Origin of the sequence: Pseudomonas sp. UBA3153 (genome assembly GCF_002364635.1) — a bacterium.
GTDB lineage: Bacteria > Pseudomonadota > Gammaproteobacteria > Pseudomonadales > Pseudomonadaceae > Pseudomonas_O > Pseudomonas_O kuykendallii.
In genome coordinates, this window is sequence record NZ_DEYR01000033.1 from 35,966 (window position 1) to 59,765 (window position 23,800).

19 protein-coding genes are annotated in these 23,800 nt (G+C 62.5%); 11 read left to right on the plus strand and 8 right to left on the minus strand.

Annotated features, from left to right (window positions below; translation table 11 throughout):
• Positions 1–29: 29 nt before the first annotated feature.
• The gene (locus tag B2X67_RS07770; protein WP_286785131.1) at positions 30–962 is read right to left on the minus strand and encodes a LysR substrate-binding domain-containing protein; all 933 of its coding nucleotides are present in this window, start codon (positions 960–962) and stop codon (positions 30–32) included.
• Positions 963–1,122: 160 nt separating this feature from the next.
• On the opposite strand from B2X67_RS07770, the gene B2X67_RS07775 reads away from it, so the two are divergent.
• Positions 1,123–2,481, plus strand: coding sequence for a cation:dicarboxylate symporter family transporter (locus tag B2X67_RS07775; protein WP_286785132.1), 1,359 nt, complete (start codon positions 1,123–1,125; stop codon positions 2,479–2,481).
• A gap of 150 nt (positions 2,482–2,631) precedes the next feature.
• Here the strand turns inward: B2X67_RS07775 and B2X67_RS07780 are convergent, their stop codons facing one another.
• Entirely contained in the window at positions 2,632–4,227 is a 1,596-nt protein-coding gene (locus B2X67_RS07780; protein ID WP_286785133.1) for an argininosuccinate lyase, read from the minus strand.
• 50 nt (positions 4,228–4,277) lie between these two features.
• On the minus strand, positions 4,278–5,519 hold the full coding sequence (locus B2X67_RS07785) for an OprD family porin (RefSeq protein WP_286785134.1): 1,242 nt from the start codon (positions 5,517–5,519) through the stop codon (positions 4,278–4,280).
• A gap of 267 nt (positions 5,520–5,786) precedes the next feature.
• Between B2X67_RS07785 and B2X67_RS07790 the strand changes: the two genes are divergently transcribed.
• The 7 genes from B2X67_RS07790 to B2X67_RS07820 all read left to right on the plus strand — a co-directional run bounded on the left by B2X67_RS07790 (position 5,787) and on the right by B2X67_RS07820 (position 14,160).
• A complete protein-coding gene (locus tag B2X67_RS07790) occupies positions 5,787–6,326 on the plus strand; it encodes a DUF3087 domain-containing protein (protein ID WP_286785135.1) in 540 nt (179 codons plus the stop codon).
• 74 nt (positions 6,327–6,400) lie between these two features.
• Entirely contained in the window at positions 6,401–6,616 is a 216-nt protein-coding gene (locus B2X67_RS07795; protein WP_286785136.1) for a hypothetical protein, read from the plus strand.
• Between the two features lie 273 nt (positions 6,617–6,889).
• Complete coding sequence (locus B2X67_RS07800; RefSeq protein WP_286785137.1) at positions 6,890–7,987, plus strand: carboxynorspermidine decarboxylase; 1,098 nt, start codon at positions 6,890–6,892, stop codon at positions 7,985–7,987.
• Positions 7,988–8,115: 128 nt separating this feature from the next.
• Positions 8,116–9,351, plus strand: a complete 1,236-nt coding sequence (locus B2X67_RS07805; protein ID WP_286785138.1) for a saccharopine dehydrogenase family protein — start codon at positions 8,116–8,118, stop codon at positions 9,349–9,351.
• Between the two features lie 211 nt (positions 9,352–9,562).
• Positions 9,563–10,930, plus strand: coding sequence for a chromate efflux transporter (chrA, locus tag B2X67_RS07810; protein ID WP_286785139.1), 1,368 nt, complete (start codon positions 9,563–9,565; stop codon positions 10,928–10,930).
• Between the two features lie 560 nt (positions 10,931–11,490).
• The gene (locus tag B2X67_RS07815) at positions 11,491–12,831 is read left to right on the plus strand and encodes an MFS transporter (protein ID WP_286785140.1); all 1,341 of its coding nucleotides are present in this window, start codon (positions 11,491–11,493) and stop codon (positions 12,829–12,831) included.
• 237 nt (positions 12,832–13,068) lie between these two features.
• A complete protein-coding gene (locus B2X67_RS07820) occupies positions 13,069–14,160 on the plus strand; it encodes an alkene reductase (RefSeq protein WP_286785141.1) in 1,092 nt (363 codons plus the stop codon).
• Positions 14,161–14,365: 205 nt separating this feature from the next.
• Here B2X67_RS07820 and B2X67_RS07825 read toward each other — a convergent pair whose 3' ends face one another.
• Positions 14,366–15,211, minus strand: a complete 846-nt coding sequence (locus tag B2X67_RS07825; protein WP_286785142.1) for an IclR family transcriptional regulator — start codon at positions 15,209–15,211, stop codon at positions 14,366–14,368.
• Positions 15,212–15,308: 97 nt separating this feature from the next.
• On the opposite strand from B2X67_RS07825, the gene B2X67_RS07830 reads away from it, so the two are divergent.
• Complete coding sequence (locus tag B2X67_RS07830) at positions 15,309–16,982, plus strand: N,N-dimethylformamidase beta subunit family domain-containing protein (RefSeq protein ID WP_286785143.1); 1,674 nt, start codon at positions 15,309–15,311, stop codon at positions 16,980–16,982.
• A 188-nt stretch (positions 16,983–17,170) separates the two neighbouring features.
• On the opposite strand, the gene B2X67_RS07835 is transcribed toward B2X67_RS07830, so the two are convergent.
• Positions 17,171–18,169, minus strand: coding sequence for an AraC family transcriptional regulator (locus B2X67_RS07835; protein ID WP_286785144.1), 999 nt, complete (start codon positions 18,167–18,169; stop codon positions 17,171–17,173).
• A 60-nt stretch (positions 18,170–18,229) separates the two neighbouring features.
• Between B2X67_RS07835 and B2X67_RS07840 the strand changes: the two genes are divergently transcribed.
• Complete coding sequence (locus B2X67_RS07840) at positions 18,230–19,441, plus strand: MFS transporter (RefSeq protein WP_286785145.1); 1,212 nt, start codon at positions 18,230–18,232, stop codon at positions 19,439–19,441.
• A gap of 278 nt (positions 19,442–19,719) precedes the next feature.
• Here B2X67_RS07840 and B2X67_RS07845 read toward each other — a convergent pair whose 3' ends face one another.
• Positions 19,720–20,478: an SDR family oxidoreductase gene (locus B2X67_RS07845; protein WP_286785146.1), complete on the minus strand. Its 759-nt coding sequence runs from the start codon at positions 20,476–20,478 to the stop codon at positions 19,720–19,722.
• A 25-nt stretch (positions 20,479–20,503) separates the two neighbouring features.
• A complete protein-coding gene (locus tag B2X67_RS07850; RefSeq protein WP_286785147.1) occupies positions 20,504–21,952 on the minus strand; it encodes an MFS transporter in 1,449 nt (482 codons plus the stop codon).
• 208 nt (positions 21,953–22,160) lie between these two features.
• Between B2X67_RS07850 and B2X67_RS07855 the strand changes: the two genes are divergently transcribed.
• Complete coding sequence (locus tag B2X67_RS07855; protein WP_286785148.1) at positions 22,161–23,015, plus strand: LysR family transcriptional regulator; 855 nt, start codon at positions 22,161–22,163, stop codon at positions 23,013–23,015.
• A 47-nt stretch (positions 23,016–23,062) separates the two neighbouring features.
• Here B2X67_RS07855 and B2X67_RS07860 read toward each other — a convergent pair whose 3' ends face one another.
• Positions 23,063–23,680 (minus strand): TetR/AcrR family transcriptional regulator, encoded by a 618-nt coding sequence (locus B2X67_RS07860; protein ID WP_286785149.1) that lies wholly within the window; start codon positions 23,678–23,680, stop codon positions 23,063–23,065.
• Positions 23,681–23,800 lie beyond the last annotated feature (120 nt).

The window sequence follows — 23,800 nt, forward strand, 5'->3', positions numbered from 1 at the left end:
GGTGGCGTGGCTGGCGAAAGGTGCGGGGCTTAGCGGGCGAGGTACAGCCTTCCGCTCAGGCGACGTGCCAGGGTTGTGAAGTTGATCACCGGCGGTGTCTGGTTCTGCGCATGGCAGAGCAGGGTGATAGGCGCTGCCAGGCGCGGCTTGGCGCCGACGATCCGGCAATAGACGACACTGGCGCGCTGCAGGTCCTTCATCGAGGCGGGCACCACCGATACGCCGGCGCCAGCCGCCACCAGGCTGACATTGGTCAGCATGCGTTCGACCTCGAAGGCCACCTCCGGCTCGAAGCCGGCATTGCGGCAGGCCTTCAACAGGTTCGCGTACATTCCCGGCGCGCCGGGCCGGCGCACCAGAATGAAGGGTTCGTCCCTGAGTTCGGCAAGGCGCAGTCCGGGCATGCCGTCGGGCGCCTCGCGTCCGGCCAGCAGCGGATGGTCCACCGGCAGCACCAGCAGCAGTTCCTCGTTGAGCAGGCGGTGGAACTGCACCTCGTCGGGGCGGGCGACCGGCGCACGAAGGATGCCGACATCCAGGCTGCGCGCGCCCACTTCATCGGTGAGGCCGCGTGCATTGCCTTCGTGCAACACGATGCTGACGCGTGGGAACGCCTGCCGGTAGGCACGGATGATCCGCGGGATCAGCGGGTGCGCGGCGGCGGAACTGGTGAAGCCGATCGACAGGACGCCCTCCACGCCTTCGGCAACGCGGGCGGCGCGGCGGCTGGCGTTGTCCACCTGAGCGAGGATCGCCCTGGCTTCCTCGAGGAATACCTGGCCGGCGGCGGTGAGGTCTACGCCCTTGGCGTGGCGCTTGAACAGGTCGAAACCCAGCTCCAGTTCCAGCGCACGTATTTGCTGGCTAAGCGGAGGCTGCTGCATGTGCAGGCGCGCCGCGGCGCGGGTGAAGTGACGCTCTTCGGCGACCATCGTGAAGTAGCGCAAGTGCCGTAGTTCCATGCGGGGCTCGCCAATGAGGGGGTGGTTTTCGGCCAGCGGACCGCGGCCTGGAAAAATGGCGCAGCGGGCGATGGTCGGCGGCGTAATTGGGTAGGATACGGCAGCCCGGGGCAAGTCTTCGGACCAATAACAAGAACTCACGCGGCAGCGGACCCCACGCATGATCCTCAAGCTGGCACGCAATCCGACCCTGCAGATCGTCGTCGCGGTGAGCGCGGGTATTCTGCTGGGGCTCTGGCGCCCGGGCCTGGCGATGGCCATGAAGCCGCTGGGCAGCGGCTTCCTCCAACTGGTGGGCTGGGCGATACCGCCGCTGATGTTCGTTCTGGTGACGTCCGGCGTGGCGCGCCTGCGCTGCCGCCGCCAGGCCCGGGGACTCGGCGCGCGCACCCTGGTCTATTTCGAGGCACTCAAGGTGCTGGCATTGCTCTGCGGCCTGCTCGGGGCTCTGCTGCTGCGCCCCGGCGACGGCTTCTCTCCGCCGCCCGAATTCCCGGCGCACGCGTTGGCTGCCCAGGTTCACGGCGCGGTGCAGGGCACCGAACGCATGGTCGAGGCGGGGGCTGGCGTCTCGCCGTTGCACCTTTGGCAACTCCTCAGTCGCAGCCCGGTGTTGCAGGTGGCATTGCTGGCGTTCGTCTGCGGCTACCTGCTGAGCCGCCTGGGCGCCGTCGGTGAAGCTGTTCTCGCGGCCCTCGACCGGTTGCTGGCGCTGCTGTTCGCCTTGCTCAGGGTACTGCTGCGCTTCGCCCCATTGGCGGCCTTCAGCGCCATGGCCTTCACCATCGGCCGCTATGGGCCGGGCTCGACGGTTCACCTGCTGAAATTCATCGCGGTGATCTACCTCACCTGCCTGGCATTCGTTGGCATCGTGCTCGCCGCCGCCTCGCGGTTCGCAGGCGTCGGCCTGCTCCGGTTGATCGCGTACATCAAGGAAGAGCTGTTGCTGGTGGCGTCCACCGGGTCCTCGGTGATCGCTCTCCCGGGGCTGCTGCGCAAGCTGGAACGGCTGGGATGCGCACGGCAGTCGGCGCGGGTGGTGCTGACCACCGGCTACACCTTCAATCTGGCGGGGTCGAATATCTACCTGTCCTGTGCTGCGCTATTCCTCGCCCAGACCGGCAATGTCGAACTCGATGGCCTGCAACTGCTTGGCCTCCTGCTGGTGTGTCTGTTCACCTCGATGGGTTCCACCAGCATCGCCGGTTCCTCGTTCCTGACCCTGGCCGCGACACTGAGCGTTCTGCCGATGATTCCGGTGGAAAGCGCCGGCCTGTTGCTGGGCGTCGAGCGGCTGATGAAATGCCGTTCGCTGACCAACGTGCTGGGCAACTGCGTAGGCTGCCTGGCGATCGCACGCTGGCACGGCTCGTTGGACCAGACGATCTTGCAGCGGGCGTTGAATCCGGCTCGCGCGGTACCCGGCCGGGGGCCGCTGCGCAACACGTCGCGCGGCGCGGGCGGCGGGCATGCCGAAGAACCGTTGAGTGGCGGTGTGACGGGCGAAGACAGGCGCTGAAGGGCCGTGCCGGTACAAGGTGGACGGCGCTGCGGCGAGAATGTCACCCGCTAGCTCGACAGGCGCGGCGGGCACCGCGCGTTTTCCGGGGCGGGGCAGGCCGGTCCGTCGCTGCGCCTGGGGCAGCGGCAGACCGGTCGCTGCCGGGCGTCAGTCGCCGGCCAGCTTGCTGAACGCCTCGTTCAGCGTCGTTTCGGCGTCGCTCAGGCGCTGGCGCCGCTCACGCATCCAGTCCTGATCCGTGCCCAGCGTCTTCTGCGCCTGCGCCAGCATGCGTTTGACTTCCGCCGGCTGCGGGCCGCCGATGCCCTGGCGGCTATCCACCATGGCACGCGGCGATAGCGTGGCGCGGAACGCGGCTTCGCTGAGGGGCAACTCGGTGGTCTTCCACTGGTATTTTTTCGCGGCCTGGGTGTAGAGCTTCTGCGCCTCTGCATAGGGGAAGGCTTTCGGCGTGATGCCATGGTCACGGGCATAGGTGACGATCAGCGAGGCGAAGCTGTGGCCGATGCGGAACGGCACGTCGTGCGTGCGCTCCAGGGTGTCGGCCAGCTCCATCGAGGTGGTCCATTCCGACTCGAGTTCTTCCAGGCTGCGCGCCGGGTCGATTTTCAGGGCATCGAGCACGGTGTTCATCCGGTCGATCATCTCGACGCTCTCGTCGAACAGGCCGGAGGAGTCATAGGCGAACTTGTAGTCGGTCATCCCGGTGGTGACGTTGTGCGCGCGCAGCGTCACCAGTTGCGACAGGCCGACCACGTCCGAGGCGGCCTCGCGGGTGCGCATCAGCAGCCCCGGGTTGCGCTTCTGTGGCATCGCGCTGCTGGTGTAGGTGGAAGCCTCGTCGAGCAGCAGCCAGGGGCGGATCTGGTGATACTGGGTGTGGATGTCGCCGATCATCGCGCCGATGCGAATCGCCGTGGAGGCGACGAGGGCGGACGCTTCGAGGGGAATGTCGTACGGGGAAACCTGGCTGGCATCCAGCGAGTTCTCGCGCACGCCATCGAAGCCTAGCAACGTGGCCAGGCGCGTGCGGTTGAGCGGATAGGCGGAGTTGGCGAGCACGGCGGTGCCCATCGGGCTGAGATTGAGCCGTGCGTAGAGTTCGTGGAGGCGCTGCGCGTCGCGCTCGAACGAAGCGTCGTAGGCGAGCAGATAGTGCGCGTAGCTGATCGGCATCGCCTGTACGCCGTTGGTGTAGGCCGGCACCAGCGTGTCGATGTTCTCGGCGGCCAGCTTGAGCAGGCGCTGGCGCAATGCATCGAGCGCATCGCCGTAATCGAGCACCTGACGCCGCAGGCTGGCCAGGCGATAGGTCGCGTACATGTCCTGACGGCTGCGCCCGGAGTGGATCAGCGAGGCTTCCGGGCCGATCCTGTCGGTCATGATGCGCTCGATCTGCAATACGTCGGTGGGCCGCTTGCCGTCCGGCCGCCCACCCTGGTCGATGGTGTAGCGCACGCTGCCGGCGATCTTGCGGCCTTCGTCGGCCGAGACGATGCCTTCCTCGGTGAGCATGACGATGGAGGCTTTGTTGATCCGGTTGATCCAGTCGAACTGACCGTCTTCGCTTTTTTTCTTGCCCGCCGCGGGCTTCTCGACCGTGGCGCCGATCTTCTTCGCCTGCGCGGCGCACTCGGCGGTGGTCTTGCAGTTCATCTCGCCGGTGTTGGCGGCATAGGCACCCGGGCTACCGGCCAGGGCCAAGAGAATGGCGAGGTGCAGCAGGGATTTTCTGGTGTGCATGAGCGTTTCCTGGGCCGGCGCGGGCCGGCGGTTGTTGGCGGGGCGAGGTGTCAAAGCAGCGGAATCGTGTAGCTGACGATCAGGCGGTTCTGGTCGATGTCCTGATCGCCGCCGCTGCGATAGGTACCGTTGCGCCAACGCACGGCGAGGTTCTTCAGCGCGCCGCTCTGGAAGGTGTACTGGATGTCGGTATCACGCTCCCATTCACGGGTCGCGCCGTTGGCCAGCTCGAAGTTGTCACCGCGCAGATAACGGGTCATGAAGCTCAGGCCGGGAATACCGAGGCCGGCGAAGTCGTAGTCGTAGCGCACCTGCCAGGAGCGTTCGTCCGGGTTGGCGAAATCCGGCGAGAGCATCACGTAGTTGACCAGGAATGGGTCGGTACCCTGCAGGTAGGGGAAGCCGGTCCCGCCGGACATTTTCTGGTAGGCCGCGCCCAGGGCGTGGAAGCCGAAGCTGTAGGTGAACTTGGCGCCGAAGGCGTTGTTGTCGACATTGGTCGCGCCATCGTCGGTGGAGCGCGCGTAGCGGATATCGCTCTTCAGTGCCTGGTTTTTGCCGAAGGGCAGGTCGTGGCTGAGATTGAAGATGTGCTGTTTGTAGTTGGCATCCAGATGGGCATAGCTGTAGCCGGTGGTCAGCGCCTTGCTCCACTTGTAGCTGGCGCTGAAGAAATCGAACGTGTCGGTGTCCTCGCGACCGGTTAACCCTGAGCCCGAAGCGGCGAGCTTGTCGCCGCCGCTGCTGTTGCGCAGGTTGTTTTCCGTGAGGCGCCCGAGATTTAGGGTGAGGTCGTCGATGTCCTTCGATGTCAACTGGGTGCCCTGGAAGGTTTGCGGCAGCAGGCGCGAATTGTTCGGTTGCACCGTCGGCAGGCGCGGAATCAGCGTACCGAAGCGCAGCGTGCTGTTGGCGATTCGCGCCTTGGCGGTGGCGCCAACCCGGCTGTAGTCATCGGGTGCCCCGTCGTCGCCTACCGGCAACAACCCGGAGTTCTGCCGATCCTGCCCCGAGTCCAGCTTGACGCCGAGAAGACCGAGGGCATCGACGCCGAAGCCGACCGTGCCCTGGGTGAAGCCGGATTGGTAACGCAGCAGGAACCCTTGAGCCCACTCTTCACGTTTCGACTGGTTGGCATCTTCCTGTCGGTAATCACCGTTGAAGTAGAAGTTGCGCAGTTCCAGCTCGGCTTTGCTGTCTTCCAGAAAGTCCGCGCTGGCGATGGAGGGGAGGGTGAATCCAATACCGAGACCGACCGAAGCCAGACCCAGGTGCAGAGGTTTAATCGACATGTTCATGTCCTGTGCTTGTTGTTCTTGTTGTGGCGACGGCACCTGCGAAAAAGCCGCCGGGTGACATCCAGGACGATGCTAGGACCTATATTTGAATATTTAAAATATATATAAAGTCTGTATTCGATATGTTTTGAGTTTTGAAGGCTGCTGGTTGGTGGCCATCCGGGGTTGAGCGAAAGCGCGTTGGCTCGCCAGGAAGTCCACAGAGCCCGCCGGATGCGGTGATAATGCGTCGACTGTTATCCGCTCACCCAAGGAGCCCCGGTGGCCGTGACGTTCGAAATCAAACCGCTCGACCCCGAAACCTATCGCCGGCAAACGCGCCGCGTGACGCTGATCATCGCCGTGCTCTTTCTCGCGCTGGCGATGCTGTTCTCGCAGATCCTGGTGCTGGCGTTCGGTGAAAGCGGCGGCGACAACTTCCGCTGGAACGTCGCCGGCGTGGTCATCGGGCTGGGCCTGAGCGTGGCGCTGGTGCGCCTGCGCTTCTGGTCGCAGGCCTGGCTGGCGCCGAGCCTCTACGGCTGGCAGCTCAAGCGCAGCCTGATGAGCATCACCAATCTCATGCACCGGCTCGAGGCGGGTGTGGCCGCCGGCGACCCCGTGGCGATGAAGCTGCTGCGCTTCTATCACCTGGGGCTGATGCAGATGCACGAACTGGACGGCAACAGCAGCGACCAGGGCCAGGCTCGGGCCGAGATCGAACGGCACCGGCAGCGCATGGAGGAGGCCGGCCTGGATACCGAACAGACGCGCCTCGACCCCGCCTGGCTGGAGTCGGTGAAGCGGAGCTTCGCCGCCTGAGCGCCGCCCGGCTGAAATATCGCGGCAACAAAGCTGCTCTAGGGTATGGCCCCTGAACTTCCAGGTGCCCCTCCATGAACAGTGCTGCCCGCCGTACCCGCAAGACCCTCGACCTCGTCGCCTACCACAACGAGCGCGCCGCGCTGGCGGTGATGAGAATGGCCGAACGGATGGAATGCCAGGTCCTGCGCGGGGAGTTGCTCGAGGTCATCCACAGCCTGAACCAGGACGCCGCGGACCTGCGCCAGGTCCGCCAGGTCCTGGACGTGGACGAGCGCAGACGCGCCTGATTACCGCCCGTCGCCCGACACGGCCGCGCCGCAGCGAGGCCATCTGCGGAAAGATCGCGTTACACACGCCTCGTGGCCGCGCAGCGCCCCGTGGCACCGGCTGCGCCGGGGTCCGGGCGGGCGTGCAACGGCCGGCCTGCGGCGTTTTGTTTCATCCAGGCGGGAGCGGGCAGGGCGCCGACGCAGCGAAATACGCCTCCCGCCCTTCCGATATCGACTGGGGGCCGGCACAATTCGCGTCCTTTTTTTGGCTGGGCGCGCCGGAGCCTCGAAATGATCAAGACGCCGTACTACCTCATCGACAAGCAGAAGCTGCTGGTCAACATGCAGAAGATCGCCTACGTGCGCGAGCAGTCCGGCGCCAAGGCCCTGCTGGCGCTCAAGTGCTTCGCCACCTGGCCGGTGTTCGACCTGATGCAGCAGTACATGGACGGCACCACGTCGTCCTCGCTCTACGAACTCAAGCTCGGCCGACAGAAGTTCGCCGGCGAGACCCACGCCTACAGCGTCGCCTGGGCCGACGACGAGATCGGCGAGATGCTGGAGAACTGCGACAAGATCATCTTCAACTCCATCGGCCAGTTGCAGCGCTTCGCCGACGCCTCCGAAGGCAAGGTGCGCGGCCTGCGCGTCAACCCGCAGGTGAGCAGCTCGGACTACCTGCTGGCCGACCCGGCGCGCCCATTCAGCCGTCTGGGTGAATGGGACCCGGCGAAGATCGAAGCGGTTATCTCGCGAATCTCCGGCTTCATGTTCCACAACAACTGCGAGAACGGCGACTTCGGCCTGTTCGACAAGATGCTCGGCCATATCGAAGAGCGCTTCGGTCACCTGCTGCACAAGGTCGAATGGGTCAGCCTCGGCGGCGGCATCCATTTCACCGGCGAGGATTACGCGCTGGACGCCTTCTGCGCGCGCCTCAAGGCCTTCTCCGAGAACTACGGCGTGCAGGTCTACCTGGAGCCGGGCGAAGCGGCCATCACCGGCAGCGCCTCGCTTGAAGTGACCGTGCTCGACACCCTCTACAACGGCAAGAACCTGGCCGTGGTGGACAGCTCCATCGAGGCGCACATGCTCGACCTGCTGATCTACCGCCTCAACGCCAAGCTCGCGCCCAGCGCGGGCGAGCACAGCTGGATGGTGTGCGGCAAATCCTGCCTGGCCGGCGATATCTTCGGCGAGTACCTCTTCGAGAAGCCGCTGCAGATCGGTGATCGCCTGTCGTTCGTCGACGCGGCGGGTTACACCATGGTCAAGAAGAACTGGTTCAACGGCCTGAAGATGCCCGCCATCGTGGTCAAGCAGCTCGACGGCAGCGTCGAGGTGGTCCGCGAGTTCGGCTTCGACGACTACCTGTCCAGCCTCGGCTGACGGCGTCGCCAACCGTGCGTCGCTGAGGTCTTGCGGCGCTCCGGTCGGATGAAAAAAGCCTGTCTCGCGAGACGACGAGCAGGCCTGCAATAACCGTCTCAAAACCGCAGTACCAGGAGGTGAAACAATTGAAGAAGAACGTTCTTATCATTGGCGCAGGAGGTGTCGCCAAGGTGGTGGCCCACAAGTGCGCGCAGCACAACGACGAACTCGGTCGTATTGCCATCGCGTCGCGGAACATCTCCAAATGCCAGGCCATCATCGACAGCGTCAAAGCCAAGGGCAGCCTCAAGCAGCCCGCCGATATCAAGGCTTTCGCGCTTGACGCACTGGATATCGAAGCCACCAAGACGCTGATCCGCGAGACCGAATCGCAGATCGTGATCAATGTCGGTTCCGCCTTCCTCAACATGTCGGTGCTGCGTGCCTGCATCGATACCGGCGCCGCCTACCTGGACACCGCCATTCACGAGGAGCCGGGCAAGGTCTGCGAAACGCCGCCCTGGTATGGCAACTACGAGTGGAAGCACCTCGAGGAATGCCGGCAGAAGAACGTCACCGCCATACTTGGCGTGGGTTTCGATCCGGGCGTGGTGAATGCCTACGCGGCCCTGGCGCAACAGCGGTATTTCGATCGCATCGATTCGATCGACATCCTCGACGTCAACGCCGGCTCCCATGGCAAGTACTTCGCCACCAATTTCGACCCGGAAATCAATTTCCGCGAATTCACCGGACAGGTGTGGAGCTGGCAGAACGCCCAGTGGACCAGCAACACCATGTTCGAAGTCAAACGCACGGACGACCTGCCGGTCGTGGGTTCGCAGAGCCTCTACCTGACCGGCCACGATGAAGTGCACTCGCTGTCGAAGAACCTCGACGTGCCCAACGTGCGTTTCTGGATGAGCTTCGGCGAGCACTACATCAATGTGTTCACCGTGCTGAACAGCCTCGGTCTGCTCTCCGAGCAACCGGTGCGGACCGCCGAAGGTCTGGAAGTCGTGCCGCTCAAGGTGGTCAAGGCCGTGCTGCCCGATCCCGCCTCGCTGGCGCCGGGCTATACCGGCAAGACCTGCATCGGCGACCTGGTCAAGGGCAGCAAGGACGGCCAGCCGCGCGAAGTCTTCATCTACAACGTGGCCGACCACGAGGAGGCCTTCGCCGAGACCGACAGCCAGGGCATTTCCTACACCGCCGGCGTGCCGCCGGTGGCGGCTGCCCTGCTGGTCGCCCGTGGCGAATGGGACGTGCAGCGCATGGTCAACGTCGAGGAACTGCCGGCCGAGCCGTTCCTCCGCGCGCTGGACGTGATGGGCCTGCCCACCCGCGTGCGCGACGAGGCCGGCGACCGCCCCTGGGCCTGACTTTTCAGCCACGAAAAACGCCCGCAAGGGCGTTTTTTTTTGGTCCGCTTTCAGCGGGCCTTGCCGGATGAGCGGCCGGTAAACCTATCATGGGGCGGAGCGGCCCGGCGTTGGCGGATTCCACCCCTGCACAGCGCCCGAAAACGGCGGTGTGCTGGCCGGATCTGGCTGGGCTCAAGCAGCAGGCGGCTTTCGAGAGAAGAGACAGGCGATGAGTGAGGTCACCCCCAGCACGAGGCAGGCGCCAGAGCGCGTCGAGCCGGTCAGCCTGCTTCAGGCTGTGCTGTTCTGGCTCAGGATCGGGTTCATCAGCTTCGGCGGGCCCGCCGGGCAGATTTCCATCCTGCACCAGGAGCTGGTCGAGCGGCGACGCTGGATATCCGAGCGCCGTTTCCTCCACGCCCTGAACTACTGCATGCTCCTCCCAGGTCCGGAGGCGCAGCAGTTGGCGACGTACATTGGCTGGTTGCTCCACCGGACGTGGGGCGGCGTGATCGCCGGGGTGCTGTTCGTGCTGCCCTCGCTGTTCATCCTGATTGCCCTGTCGTGGGTGTACATCGCACTAGGCGACGTCCCGCTGGTGGCGGGAATCTTCTACGGCATCAAGCCGGCGGTGACGGCCATCGTCGTACAGGCAGCCCATCGCATCGGTTCCAGGGCGCTGCAGAACAACGCGTTGTGGGCGATCGCCGCGGCTTCCTTCGTCGCCCTCTTCGCGCTCAACCTGCCATTCCCGTTGATCGTGCTGGGCGCGGCAGCGCTTGGCTTCATAGGCGGCAAAATGGCCCCCGACACGTTCCAGGTTGGCGGCGGACATGCCGGAGCCAGGAAGACCTTCGGCCCGGCATTGATCGACGATGACACCCCCATCCCTGAGCACGCGCGTTTCAGGTGGTGGCACCTGGCGATGTTGTTGGTGACGGGGGCGGCGCTCTGGGTGCTGCCGATGGGATTGCTGGTCCTCGCCTTCGGCTGGGACGGCACGCTGACCCAGATGGGCTGGTTCTTCACCAAGGCTGCGCTGCTCACCTTCGGCGGCGCCTACGCCGTGTTGCCCTACGTATACCAGGGCGCAATCGGCCACTACGGCTGGCTGACGCCCACGCAGATGATCGATGGCCTGGCCCTCGGCGAAAGCACGCCTGGCCCTCTGATCATGGTGGTGGCGTTCGTCGCTTTCGTGGGGGCCTACGTGCAGCAGGTCTTCGGCCCGGATCAGACCTTTCTCGCCGGTGCCCTGGCCGCGACCCTGGTCACCTGGTTCACCTTCCTGCCGTCGTTCCTGTTCATCCTTGTGGGCGGGCCTCTCGTGGAGTCGACCCACAACGAGCTGAAGTTCACCGCACCCCTGACCGCCATCACCGCCGCCGTCGTGGGCGTGATCCTCAACCTTGCCTTGTTCTTCGGCTACCACGTCCTCTGGCCCCGGGGTTTCGGCGGCGAATTCGACTGGCCGTCGGCATTGATCGCGCTGGGCGCCGCGGTTGCCCTGTTCCGCTACAAGCGCAGCGTCATTCAGGTCTTGATCGGATGTGCCCTGGCCGGACTGGCGGTGTGGCTCTCCGTTCCGAGCCATTGAGCCTGGTTGTACGAGAAGGAGTCGCCTCGCGGATAAGGCGGTCAGGGTTTGATCGCATTCTTGGGGACTGCCATGCGGCGTGCCGGAGCGCAGCACCGGAGCATTGCCTCGTCCTCCCGGACGGCTGGAGGCGCCCGGCCATGGCGTATCAGATCTGCGGGAGACCGCGGGCGATGAGGTCGACGAAGAGATCGCTGTGACGTCTGGGCATGCCACTGCGATAACGGCGCGCCGTCCCGTCGCCGAGGTCTTGTGCGTCGGCGGAAAGAGCGCGCGCGAGAACCTTGTGTCCGCCTCTGCGAGATCGATGCATCTTGCCCCGGTTCTTCCGTCCAAGAGTGCCACCGACGCTACAGCGCCTCCTTGTACCGTCATTCGCAGGTAGCTGATCTCCACTGCTACTCAAAAGGCGTGAGCCGTATGCGGCGGTTCCAAGCTCATCATCATGAACGTGTCATACAATGACACTCTAAATCATGGATTGACACTGTGGCAATTTGTCCCTCTAATGCATGCGTGCGTGATGAAGCCGATCGATAAAAAGAAATATGGAGACAAGCATGTTTGATTTGAACTCTTACCGAGGGCGTATCAGGTCCCTACGCGCTGTGGGGCTGGGGAATGCGCTCGAGTGGTTTGACTGGACCTTGTACGCGACGTTTTCCGTATATCTTGCACAGAACCTTTTCGATAAAACTGATGCGCGCTCGGCAATGCTTTCAACGCTCGCCGTGTTTGCGGTTGGTTTTTTTGCACGCCCCATTGGTGGACTGATATTTGGCCGCCTAGCGGATCGACTTGGGCGTCAGAAGATGATGCTTATCACCATGTCGCTGCTGTCGTTGAGCAGTGTAGGTATCGCGTTGATCCCGAATTACAGCGATATTGGTTTGCTGGCTTCCGCTGCGCTTCTATTTTTCAGGTTGTTGCAAGGAATCGCGCATGGCGGCGAGACGGGTGTGTCTTATACATATGTTGCCGAAATTGCCCCCAACGAACATCGCGGCTTATGGTCGAGTTCGATTTATCTGGGGGTGATTGTTGGCGTTATCGCGGCGACGATTCTTGCCTCGTCACTGATATCGTTACTAGGAGCGGAGGCAATGAACGACTACGGCTGGCGCATCGGCTTCGGCATTGGCGGTGCTCTAGGCGTCTATGTGCTTTTCATGCGACGTAACGTGGAGGAGTCTCACGTCTTCGCTTCGCAGGAAGAAAAACCGGAACCCCAAAAGCTATCGCGGAGCGATCTATTCCGTATTGCCCGTAACCTGGTGATGCTCAACTGTTCCGCCAACCTGACCTACTACACGTGGGTAACTTTTGCTCCAGCGACTGCCATAGCACGTGGCATGGACGCCGGCGGGGCCTATCGCGCCAGCTTGTTCGCGATGGTGCTGTGCGTTATCTGGCTCCCGATCTGTGGGATGATTTCGGATCGGATAGGACGCAAGCCCGTCATTATCGTGTGGGGGATCCTGGTCATACTTTTGACTCTTCCAATCTCCCATATGGTCACGACGGAGGCCCATACTCTCTTTTGGGCGCAGGTCATTGGTCTTGGCGCGTGGTCGTTAATCGCCTCGATCTTTCCTGCGGTATTGTCAGAACAGGTACCCACTCAGGCCCGCGCGCAAGGGGTGGGATTTGTCCACTCCGTATCGGCTGCGGTATTCGGAGGCACGGCCCCTTATCTTAACGCGTACCTCACGGGCATAGGCCTTGAGCATATCTATAGTTATTACGTCATGAGCCTTGGGTTGGTAGCTGTTTGCGCAGGATTTCTGATCCGTGAAACTGCCCGTGTTGATCTTTCCGATATCGGTGTTGGTGGCTTCTCTAACAAGACGGTTGATTCGGTAACGTCGACCGTAAAGGCCCATAGAGACATCGCTGGTTGAATAAGCCATCTGTATCGACTCAAGAATGTCGCGCTTTGATGCATGGGACCCTGCAAGGGTAGACTCATTCAGTAATTTTCCTGAAAGTTCTGATTAATAAAAAATAATGCATCCTGTTTAAGTGGATGCATCAATTCCAATAAATATATTTTCATTGTATCCAGTTCGACCCAAAACCAAATCTGTCGAGCTAACTGTTATGCCTACATGTGGCCATGTCTTGGAGAGCTACCCGCTATGTATACGTCCGAAAAAAATCCAGTCTTGCAGCCCGTCACCATTGGCGAACTTCAGTTGAAGAACCGCATTGTCATGGCACCAATGACTCGGAGCAGGTCCGACGATGATGGCGTACCTCCCTCTTATGCCGCGGACTATTACTCGCAACGCGCCCAGGCCGGTCTGATTATCACAGAAGCGACGAATATTTCCGCACAGGCTCGTGGATATCCGCGGACTCCAGGCATCTGGTCCGAGAAACAAGTGGCAGCCTGGAAGCACATCACCGATGCGGTACATCGTGAGGATGGAAAGATTTTCCTGCAGTTGTGGCACACCGGGCGGATCTCGCATCCGGACATGCACGGCGGCGAAATCCCTGTAGCGCCTTCAGCCATCAAGCCCGTTGGGCAGATCAGGGTGCATGAGGGTATGAAGGATTTCGTCACGCCGCGGGCTTTGGAGCATGAAGAGATTCCGCAGATCGTAGAGGACTATCGCCATGCGGCGCGAAATGCGCAATTGGCGGGGTTCGATGGTGTCGAAGTTCATTGCGCGAACAACTACTTGTTGGAGCAGTTCATTCGCGACAGTACCAATCAGCGTACCGACGAGTACGGCGGAACGCTGGAAAATCGGTTGAGGTTTCCGCTGGATGTAATCAGGGCTGTGGTAGAGGTATGGGGAAGCAATCGAGTAGGTGTACGCATTTCCCCAATCACCACGACGCCAGGTGAAACGCCGCTCGATAGCGATAGCATGACTACGTTCGGCACCTTTCTGGCGAAGTTGTCCGAACTCGAGTTGCTGTACGTTCACGATATCGAAGGCGTGACGCAGATGAGTCGTGAAGAGACGGGGGGTATCAGCTTCGGAGAGCTACGTCAGTGTTTCCAGGGCGCTTACATCGCCAACAATCAGTACACCCTGCGCCTTGCCGAGGAAGCCGTAACTCGCGGCGACACCGACTTGGTCAGCATAGGAAGACCCTTCATCGCGAATCCCGATCTGATCGCTAGATTCCATACCGGCGCACCACTTGCGGAAGCCCCGAAGGAATACTGGTACGGCGGCGGCGAAACCGGCTATTCGGACTGGCCGAAAATATGATCATTTGAATGGCGAGCGCTTGGTGATCTTTTGTCGAACCACTATTTGACCTTTCATCAAGAGAAACTCTTCCGGAATGAATGGCTAGGGTGCCTGTCTTGACTTGCGCTTACCACTGTCAAACAGGCCCCTTTACCCGCTACTCCGGCGTATTTCAATCTCCTATCATAGATGCCCATGGGCTAGCGATACTCTCGCATACAGGTCATTCGCGTCGGAGACTCGCCGCGATCTCCGCCGCGGCTTTCAAAACGAGGGGAAGGTGTTCTGGTTGACCATTGCTGATCGCAAATTGCGGGGTCAACGTTGCAATGCTTACGCTGGCGACCAAGCTTCCCTTATGGTCCAGAATGGGTACCCCGAGGCCCGACAGTCCGACTGTAAAGTCATTCACGGTGAACTCCCAGCCACGTTCCCTGATCTCTTTTGCGGCAGACTCGAGCACCACCGGATCCACTACGGTGTACTCCGTGGGACGCTCCAGTGGACGGCTTAAAACGTTCGAGCGTTCACTATCGGACAGATAAGCAAGCAGAACTCTCGGGCCACCACTATGGTTCAAAGTGACCCGCGTACCAATCCCAGACCAACGCGACTGGATATGTAAATCGGGTGAATTCACTCTATCCAGGCAAAGCGCGAAACCATCGAAGTAGGTCCAGAGAAAAGCGGTAGCCCCTGTCCTTTCGGCCAGGCGCGTAAGAGCGGGAGCGGCAATCGCACGAAGATCGTTGCCGTACTGCACACCTGGCATCAATAACAGCACGCCTGGCCCGAGAGCGTAGGTCTTCGTGGAATCATCGAACTGGATGAAATCTCCGCCGGCAAGGGTGTGCAAGAGACGGCGAGTAGTTGCCTTGTCCAGTTCTGTCAGTCGAGTAAGTTCAGCAAGTGAAAGGCGCAGGGTATTAGGCCCAAACGCTCGAAGAATCAGCATCGCACGTTCCACCGCGCGTACTTTCGAGAGCGAGCTATTCGTTGTGTCCGTCATAAAGTTCCTTGGTTCATATCTTTGTGTCGCCTGATGATCCATGGTATCACTAATTGACATAAATTCTATCGCGAGGCTTAATCGCAAAATGTCCGCTGTCGACGAGCCTCATCTTTAAATCTCTTAGCCGTACGGGGCCAGCCCACCGGCGATCCACATGATCCGCGGAGAAAAAATGTCTACGACAGATGTCAGGGCGCGTTTGCAACCTGGTGGGCAGGTTATGCCTTCTATTAGCGTCAGCCAGACTTCAGCCTCGCGCCAAGGCGCTCGCGAAACGTGGGTAGAGGTTCCCGCGGAGGATGGTCCGGCAGCGGCGTGGTGCTATTGCGATCGTCAGTCTTATCTGCCCGGCGATACGGTTGTTTTTCATGTGTCCTCGAATGTGGCCCAAGTCGCCCTTCGAGTGCTCCGGGATGGTGCCCTCGCTCATTTGGCGCACGAAACACCTCTCATTGAAACTCGTTTTCAAACGCTGCCCGAGCGGGTCTACGAACTCGGCTGCGACTGGCCAGTCTTCACGCGCTGGCCGATCCCCGTAGGAGCTCAGTCAGGTGCCTACCTGGTCGAAATCATCGATGCGGCAGGTGTCATCCTCGCGCACCATCTGTTCTTTGTGAAGGCAGTCCAAAAGCAACCAGGGTCGTTGGTGCTGGTGGCTGCGACGTCTACGTGGAATGCCTACAACGACTGGGGTGGGGCGAACCACTACTTCGGAATCCATCCAGGTACCCCCAGGGGGCGTTCCCCTTTGCTGTCTACGCAACGCCCCTGGGCACGTGGACAAGTCTGGCTCCCGTCGGACGCGCCGCGTTCTATTAATGCCATGCGCCCGGAAAGGCCGGGGCCCGCGCGGTATGAGTTCATCGAGTGGGCCGCGCTCAACGGCTTCAGCAAATACTATGCGCTCGCTGGCTGGGCCTCTTACGAGCGCCCGTTCGTGGTCTGGGCAGAAGAACAAGGTTATACGGTCGACATCATTACTCAGGAGGATCTGCATCGGGATGCGGATGCCCTCAGGGGTTATGCGTGCGCCGTTTTCGTCGGACATGACGAATACTGGACGCGTGAAATGCGCAGCCATGTTGATGCGTTTGTTGAGGGAGGGGGCAATGTTGCTCGCTTCGCCGGAAATTTCATGTGGCAGATCCGGCTGGAGGCTGATCATAAACGCCAGGTCGCCTACAAATACGACGCTCGTACCCTCGACCCCCTGGCTCAGGCTGACCCCGCGCGAATCACGAGTGCCTGGGAAGATCCCATGGTGAATCTGCCGGGAGCTACCACCTTCGGCGTAAACGGACTTCGCGGCATCTACGCGAATTTCGGCAGCATGGCTCGACGTAATCCCAGGGGCTACCAGGTGTTCCGGCCAGAGCATTGGTGCTTTGCGGGTACAGGCCTTGGCTATTCGGACATGTTTGGCGATGAGGCGAATATCTTCGGTTACGAGGTCGACGGGCTCGATTACACTTTTATCGATGGACTTCCCGAACCGCTAGGCACTGATGGCGCACCTCCTGGCTTGGAAATCCTGGCGATGGGCTGGGCGACCTCCGCGGAGCATGGTCGCATCGAAGATACCTATTCCTTCATGCTCGACGACCGCGATGCGCAGTACCGGGCATCGTTACTAGCCCCCGATCCTTCCTCGGAGAGCGTGCGTCAGCATAGCCGCGGCACGGGCATGATCGTTCATTTCAAAAAAGGAAAGGGACAGGTTTTTACGGCTGCCACCACGGAATGGGTGCGCGGGTTGATGTTGAACGATCCATACGCCGTTGCGATCACCAAGAACGTCCTTAATCGCTTCTCGCAATCAGTGGATTAATCGACCGTTTTCAATCCTAGAGGCATCAAGCGGGCCCTCGAATAACAGGAGGGAACTGCCCCCAGCCTTCGGACGGCAACGACAACGAGCGATGTAAGCACCTAGTGAGGGTTCGCTCTCCGTCGGTGGCGATGCCCCTGCGCATGCGGCATACCTTGACGCCGGGCGACCGCGGGACTGGTGATTGTTCATGAAAGAAGTTGCCGGCTGGCTCCTGGGGAGTAGCCGTTAATGCGTTTAAAGGCCCGGCTGAATGCAGCCTGAGAGGTATAGCCCAAGCGTTGCGCTACGGCCTCGATCGACAGTTTTCCGTCAACAAGCCATTGGCTAGCGAGGCGCATGCGTAGCTCCGCCGCATAGCGCAATGGCGGTACGCCGATCGTGCTTTGAAAACGTTGTGCGAAGACAGAGCGCGATACATGGGACTCCGCCGCCAATTCGGCGACCGTCCAGTCTTTGCCGGGCTGACGATGTAGCGCCAATATGGCGCGGGCCAGGCGTGGATCACGCAGCGCAGCCACGAGCCCGGAGGCATTCTCACAACCGCATTCAATCCACCCGCGGACGATCATGGCGGCTGCTACCTCAGCGAGTCGCGCCAGGATGCCGGCAAAACCGATACGCCCTGAGCAGATTTCACGTTTCATGGCGTCCAGTATCGGCACCAGACCTGGATAGCGCAGGCCCTGCGTATCCGCCACCATGATCTCCGGCATCAATTTTCCGAGGCCCTGCATGCCTCCGAGATCGAACTCCATGCAGCCGTAGAAGAGTACGGTGCTAGGCGTCGGGTGAGTGCTGGGGCAGGTATCCACCCCGCTAACGGCCTCGCCAAGCGGCGCCGTGGCGAACTCGTCGATGGGTTGAAAGGCGTTTTGCGGATTCGACAGAAGTTGGTGCCGCCCTCCTTGAGGTATGAACACCGCGCTGCCCGCCGTCAGCTCATGCAAGGTCCCGTCATTGACCCGCACGAAGGCCTTGCCAACAGCCAGATAATGAAAATAGGCATGGCCTGGCTTGCCCTCGAAGCCCAAGCCGAAATCAGGGCCGGTCTGAACGCGGCGGTATTGCACACCGCGCAGGCGCATACCCATCAGCAGTTCGCTGATGAGATCAGTCGACAGGGCAAAGTCTCCCTTTCCAGACATCTTCGGTGTTTCGATCAAAATATTAAGACTTACCATCATAGATCATCCCAGTTTCCGACTCTAGACTTTCGTTCCGATCGTTATCCAGGGATTTTCAAGATGAGTAGTGATGTGGTTTGTCCAACGAACTGTGCGGGTGATGTGGAGTCGGCAAGCCCCGCGTGGATGGCGGTGTTCTCCCTGGCGATGGGGGTATTCGGCTTGCTGACAGCCGAGTATCTCCCCGCCAGTCTGCTGACACCGATGGCCACCGATCTGGGCGTATCGGAGGCCCTCGCGGGTCAGGCCGTGACCGTCACGGCGGTTGCGGCTTTGTTTGCCGGTCTACTGGTGCCAGCCCTGACTCGCAAACTCGACCGCCGTATCGTTCTGCTGAGCTTCACCGTGCTGATGATTGCCTCCAACCTGTTGGTGGCGGTGTCGTCCAGTTTGATCGTGCTCTTGGTGATGCGAATCCTCCTGGGCATCGCCTTGGGCGGTTTCTGGAGCATGGCCGCAGCCGTGGCTATTCGGCTGGTGCCGGCGAAATCCGTTCCCCGCGCGCTGTCTATCATCTTCAGCGGCATCGCAATCGGAACGGTCGTTTCTGTGCCGCTGGGAAGCTACCTGGGCGGGCTTTATGGGTGGCGTGTCGCCTTCATGGCAGCGGCGGCGGTGGGGTTGCTGACACTCATCTTCCAATGGTTCACGGTGCCCTCAATGGCGCCTCGCAAAATGGCCCGGACGGCGTCTGTGCTGGAATTGCTCCGTCGCCCGGGTATTGCAGTCGGGATGGCGGGATGCGTACTTGCCCATACGGGCCAATATGCGCTGTTCACCTACATCCGGCCTGCTCTTGAAAACATTGCCCATCTCGACGTCGATGGCCTGTCCCTGATGCTGCTTGGTTTCGGTGTCGCCAATTTCGTCGGCACGTTGTTCGCCGGGTGGCTAATGGAACACAGCTTGCGTGTCACGCTGGTACTGATGCCGGCCCTGGTAGGGGTGGCGGCACTCAGCATGATTTGGCTGCCCGTCCAAGGGCCCGGATTGATGCCGTTGGTTGCGCTCTGGGGCTTGGCTTTTGGCGGAGTGCCGGTGGCCTGGTCCAACTGGGTGGCGCACGCCGTTCCTGATCAGGCGGAAACCGCAGGTGGAATGGTTGTCGCCTCGGTGCAGTCCTCGATCGCTGCCGGCGCTGCATTGGGCGGTGCCGTGTTTGGTTATGGCGGAGTAACGGGCGTGTTCATTACCGCCGGCAGTGTGATGTTGCTCGCTGCGCTGGTAATCGCCATGCGGGTTCGAGTCCACCAAGCGCCTCGAACAGCTTAAAGCGATGCAATCAGGCCGGTGACCGAGCGGGGACCGCCGCGGACTGCTTCAGCGTCTCTGGTCTGTATGCTGGGAGGGGTCTAGGACAAGCCACCGCTATCCGCGGACTATCCGATTCGCCGCCGATCATGATGTCCACCCATTACTCCAGGCTGGAGGAACTGGGCGTGGCATCGCCCGGGTGATCAGCTTTGGGGTGGGGAGCGGTGGTGCCCAGGGTTGTCGCTGATGAGGGCGGCCATGCGGGGACGGAACCGCAGCTCCCGGCCCTGCGCGTATCAGATCTGCGAGAGACCGCCGTCGACCATCAACTCGACGCCGTTGACGTAGCGGGCATCGTTCGAGGCCAGGAACAAGGCCGAGGTGGCGATCTCGTCGGGGCTGGCCATGTAGCCCAGGGGCACGATGGCGGAGACATGTTCGGTGAGCGCCTGGATCTGCGTTTCGTCCATCTTCAGGCCGTTGTCCATCAGCGGGGTGCGGGTGAAGCCGGGGCTTAGCACGTTGCTGCGGATTTTGCGGCCCTTGAGTTCGTTGGCCCAGGTTCTGGCAAAGGAACGCACGGCCGCCTTGGAGGCGTTGTACAGGCTCAGGCCTTCCATGCCGTTGCTGGAGCAGATGGACGCCGTCAGCACGATGGCCGCGCCGTCCTTAAGCAGCGGCAGCAGGGTCTGCACGGTGAAGAAAACGCCTTTCACGTTGATATCGAACATCGCGTAGTAGCTGGCTTCGCTGGTCTCGCCGACGGGGGTTTTTTCGCAGATTCCGGCATTGGCGAACACCATATCGAGCTGCCCATCGCGCTGCTGCACCAGAGCCTTGAGGCCATCGAGGTCGGCTTGCCGGCTGACGTCGGACACCACCGCGACCGCCCGTTCGCCCAGCGTGGCCACGGCATTGTCGAGCGAGGCGGCCGAGCGCCCGGTGAGGTAAACGCGTTTGGCGCCTTCGGCGAGCAGCGCCTGGGCGATGGCAAAACCGATGCCGGTCGAGCCGCCGGTGACCACGGCGACCTTGTTGAAGAATCTGCCAGACATGGGTGAGCTCCTTACAGGGGGTTAATTACAAGGACTTGGCGCTGCCCGAACGGGGCGCCGAGGCGTAGAGCGCGAGCAGCGCGGACAGGCTCAGGCACAGGGCAATGCCCAGCAGTGCGGCGATGAAACCGTGGGCCAGCGTGGCCGGGCTGTGGGCCGGTGCGGCGACGGCGTAGAACAGCCCGCCGAGCACCGCCACACCAAGTGCCGCGCTGATTTGCAACGCCGAGTTGACCAGCCCGGAAACCATTCCCGAGCCGCCGGCCGGGGCGCGGTCGATCACGCTGCGGATCAGCGTCGGCAAGGCCCAGCCCTGGCCGAAACCCAGCAGCCCGACGCCCAGGATCAGCGGCACCAGGGTCGGTCGTTCACCGGCCGCGGCGGAATCCACCGCCAGGCTCAGCACCAGGCAGCCCAACGCCTCCAGCAGCATGCCCAGGGCCGGCACCCAGCGACCGAACCAGCGGATGGCGGCGGGTGTGGTCAGCGGGCCGACCAGAAAACCCACGCCAAAGGGCACGAACGTCAGGCCGGTGACCACCGGTGACGCGCCTAGGGCGTCCTGCAGATACACCGAAAAGGTCAGGAAGAACGCGGAGACCACGTAGAAGAACAGCGCGCCGACCAGCCCCGCCAGCAAGCGCGGCGACCGCGTCAGCTGGGGACTGAGCAGCGGTGTACCGCCGCGCCGCTGAAGGGCCACTTCATGGCGCCAGAAGCCCACGGCTACCAGCGGCGCGCCGAGCAGCATCAGGCACAGCCACCACGGCCAGCCCAGCTCGCGGCCCTGCACCAGCGGCACCACCAGCAGCCCCAGCGTCAGCGCGCAGAGCAGCACGCCGAGGCGATCCAGCGACGCCGGCGTGGGGCTGCGGGTGTCGGGCAGAAAGGGGATGCCGGCCAGGAAAACCAGGGCCACGATGGGCAGGTTGATCAGGAAGATCACCCGCCACTGCAGCCCGAATACATCGGCCGCGATCAGCACGCCGCCGAGGACCTGGGCGAGCACGGCGGCAAAGCCCAGCGCCGCGCCATAGACCGCCAGCGCCCGCGAGCGCTCGTGCTCGGGAAACAGCGCATGGATGGACGCCAGCCCCTGCGGCGCCATGGCCGCGGCGCTCAGCCCTTGTAGCACACGGCCCGCGATCAGCACCGCCGGCGAGGTCGCCAGCCCACAGATCAGCGAAGCGATCCCGAAGCCGGCCATGCCCGCCAGAAACACCCGACGCCGCCCGAACAGATCGCCCAGGCGTCCTCCGGTGATCAGGAACACTGCGTAGGTGGCCGCGTAGGCCGAGATCACCCACTCGATCTGCGCCGGTGTCGCTCCCAGGTCCTGGCGAATGGAGGGCAGGGCGACGTTGACAATGAAGAAATCCAGCGGCGGCAGGAATGCACCGGCCAGCAGCACGGCGAAGGCCAGCCAGCGGCGAGATGCAACGGCAGCGGCTGGAGCTGAGGTAGAAAGCGTCATGGCAAGGTCTCCAGAAAACGGCACTTGCCCGGCGGGTTCGAAGAGGTCCCTGGCCTGGCCAGCGCGCCGCTACGTACACTGTCGAGCGGCGTGAGAGTGGCCTGGCGACGCGGCCAGGCCGAACGTGGCCGAAGTTTGAAAGCCGGGAGGCGCTGGCGGGACTGCCATCGCTGCACATTGCGCGTTCATTTTTGTAAGGGGTGGCGGGGTGGATTGGGACGACTTGCGGTTTTTCCTGGCGATAGCCCGCGCCGGCTCCCTGGGCGCTGCGGCCAGGCAACTGGGCGTCAGCCACCCCACCGTGGGCAGGCGTTTGCAGGCACTGGAGCAGGCCAGCGGCCAGGCCTTCTTCCGGCGCACCGGCGAAGGCCTCGTCCCGACGGCGATCGGCGAGGGCATCCTGAGCCTTGCGGAGGAAATGGAGAGCAGCGCCCTGGCCATCGCCCGGCGCATCGATGGCAGCGGTGAGCAGCCCGAAGGCATCCTGCGCATTTCTTCCGCCGACTGGTTCGCCGGCTACGTGCTCGCACCGGTGCTGGGCGAACTGGTGCGCCGCTATCCCGCGGTAGTGCCCGAGGTGATCGCCGGAATGCGGCTATCGGACCTCACCCGTCGCGAAGCGGACATCGCCTTTCGCATCGTGCCGTTCGACCAGCCGGACATCGTGCAGCGCCGGCTGATGAGCATGCCCTACGGTCTGTATACCAGCGCCGCCTTACCCTTCGAGCCCGGCCTGGATGGCTCGGGCTGCACGCTGATCCTGATGAACACCGCGCAGGCGTACTACCCCGATGTGCTGTGGGTCCAGCGCATGCTGCCCGCCGCGCGCACGGCGTTCACCAGCAGCAGCCGTACCGTGCAGGCGCGGATGTGCGCGCAGGGGCTGGGAATCGCGGTGCTGCCGCGCCTGCTGGGCGACCAGCTGCCGGGCCTGACGCGCATCGACCTCGGCGAAGCACCGCCACCGCGGGATATCTGGATGGGCTACCACCAGGACATGCGGCGCCTTGACCGTCTGCGCGCGCTCGTGGAGCTGGCCAACGACATGCTCGGCAGCCACTGAAACGCGCCCACCGAGGCGCACCGACGCATCGCCGGGGCCGCCCGGGTTCAGGCTCCCAGGAACACCCGTTTCAATCCTCCCAGCGTCAGCTCCACCAGACGCTCATCGCTGACCGCGTCCGGGACCTGGATGACGCCGTGGATCATCAGCGAGGCCAGGCCGTGGATGTAGGACCAGCTGGCCAGCGCGGCGGCGCGCACTTCGGAGGAGTCCTCGGGCCTGGCGAGTTCGTCGGCGATGATCCGTTCCAGTCGGCCGAAGGCTTCGTCCCGTGCTTCGGCCAGGGCGGGGAGGGTTTCGCCGCTGATGAACTCGGCGCCGAACATCAACTGGTAGATCGCCGGGTTGCCGCGGGCGAAGCGGAAATAGGCCAGGCACACCTGCAGCAGTTGCCCACTGTCCTCCCTGTCGTCCGCGAGCACCTGGCTGAGTTCGCGAAAGCCCTGGGCGGCGAGGTGGGCGAGCAGTTCACCGCGGCTGGCGAAGTGGTGATAGGCGGCGGTGGGGCTCACGCCGACGCGTTCGGACACGGCGCGCAGCGACAGTTTTCCCGGGCCTTCTTCATCCAGCAGCCGGCGGGCCGCATCGAGCAGTTGCGGGGCTAGGTTGCCGACGTGGTAGGTATCGCGCTTGCGCGGCGAGGCTTTCTTCGGGGCGGTCGGCATGGGCGGTCGCTGAGCACGGGAGGAGGCGGAATCCTAACATGCGGAAGAATCTTGACAGTGATAAGTTGCGCTCCGTAATCTCGTGCCATCCGGAGCTTGCAGCGTTATCCGGGATAGCGC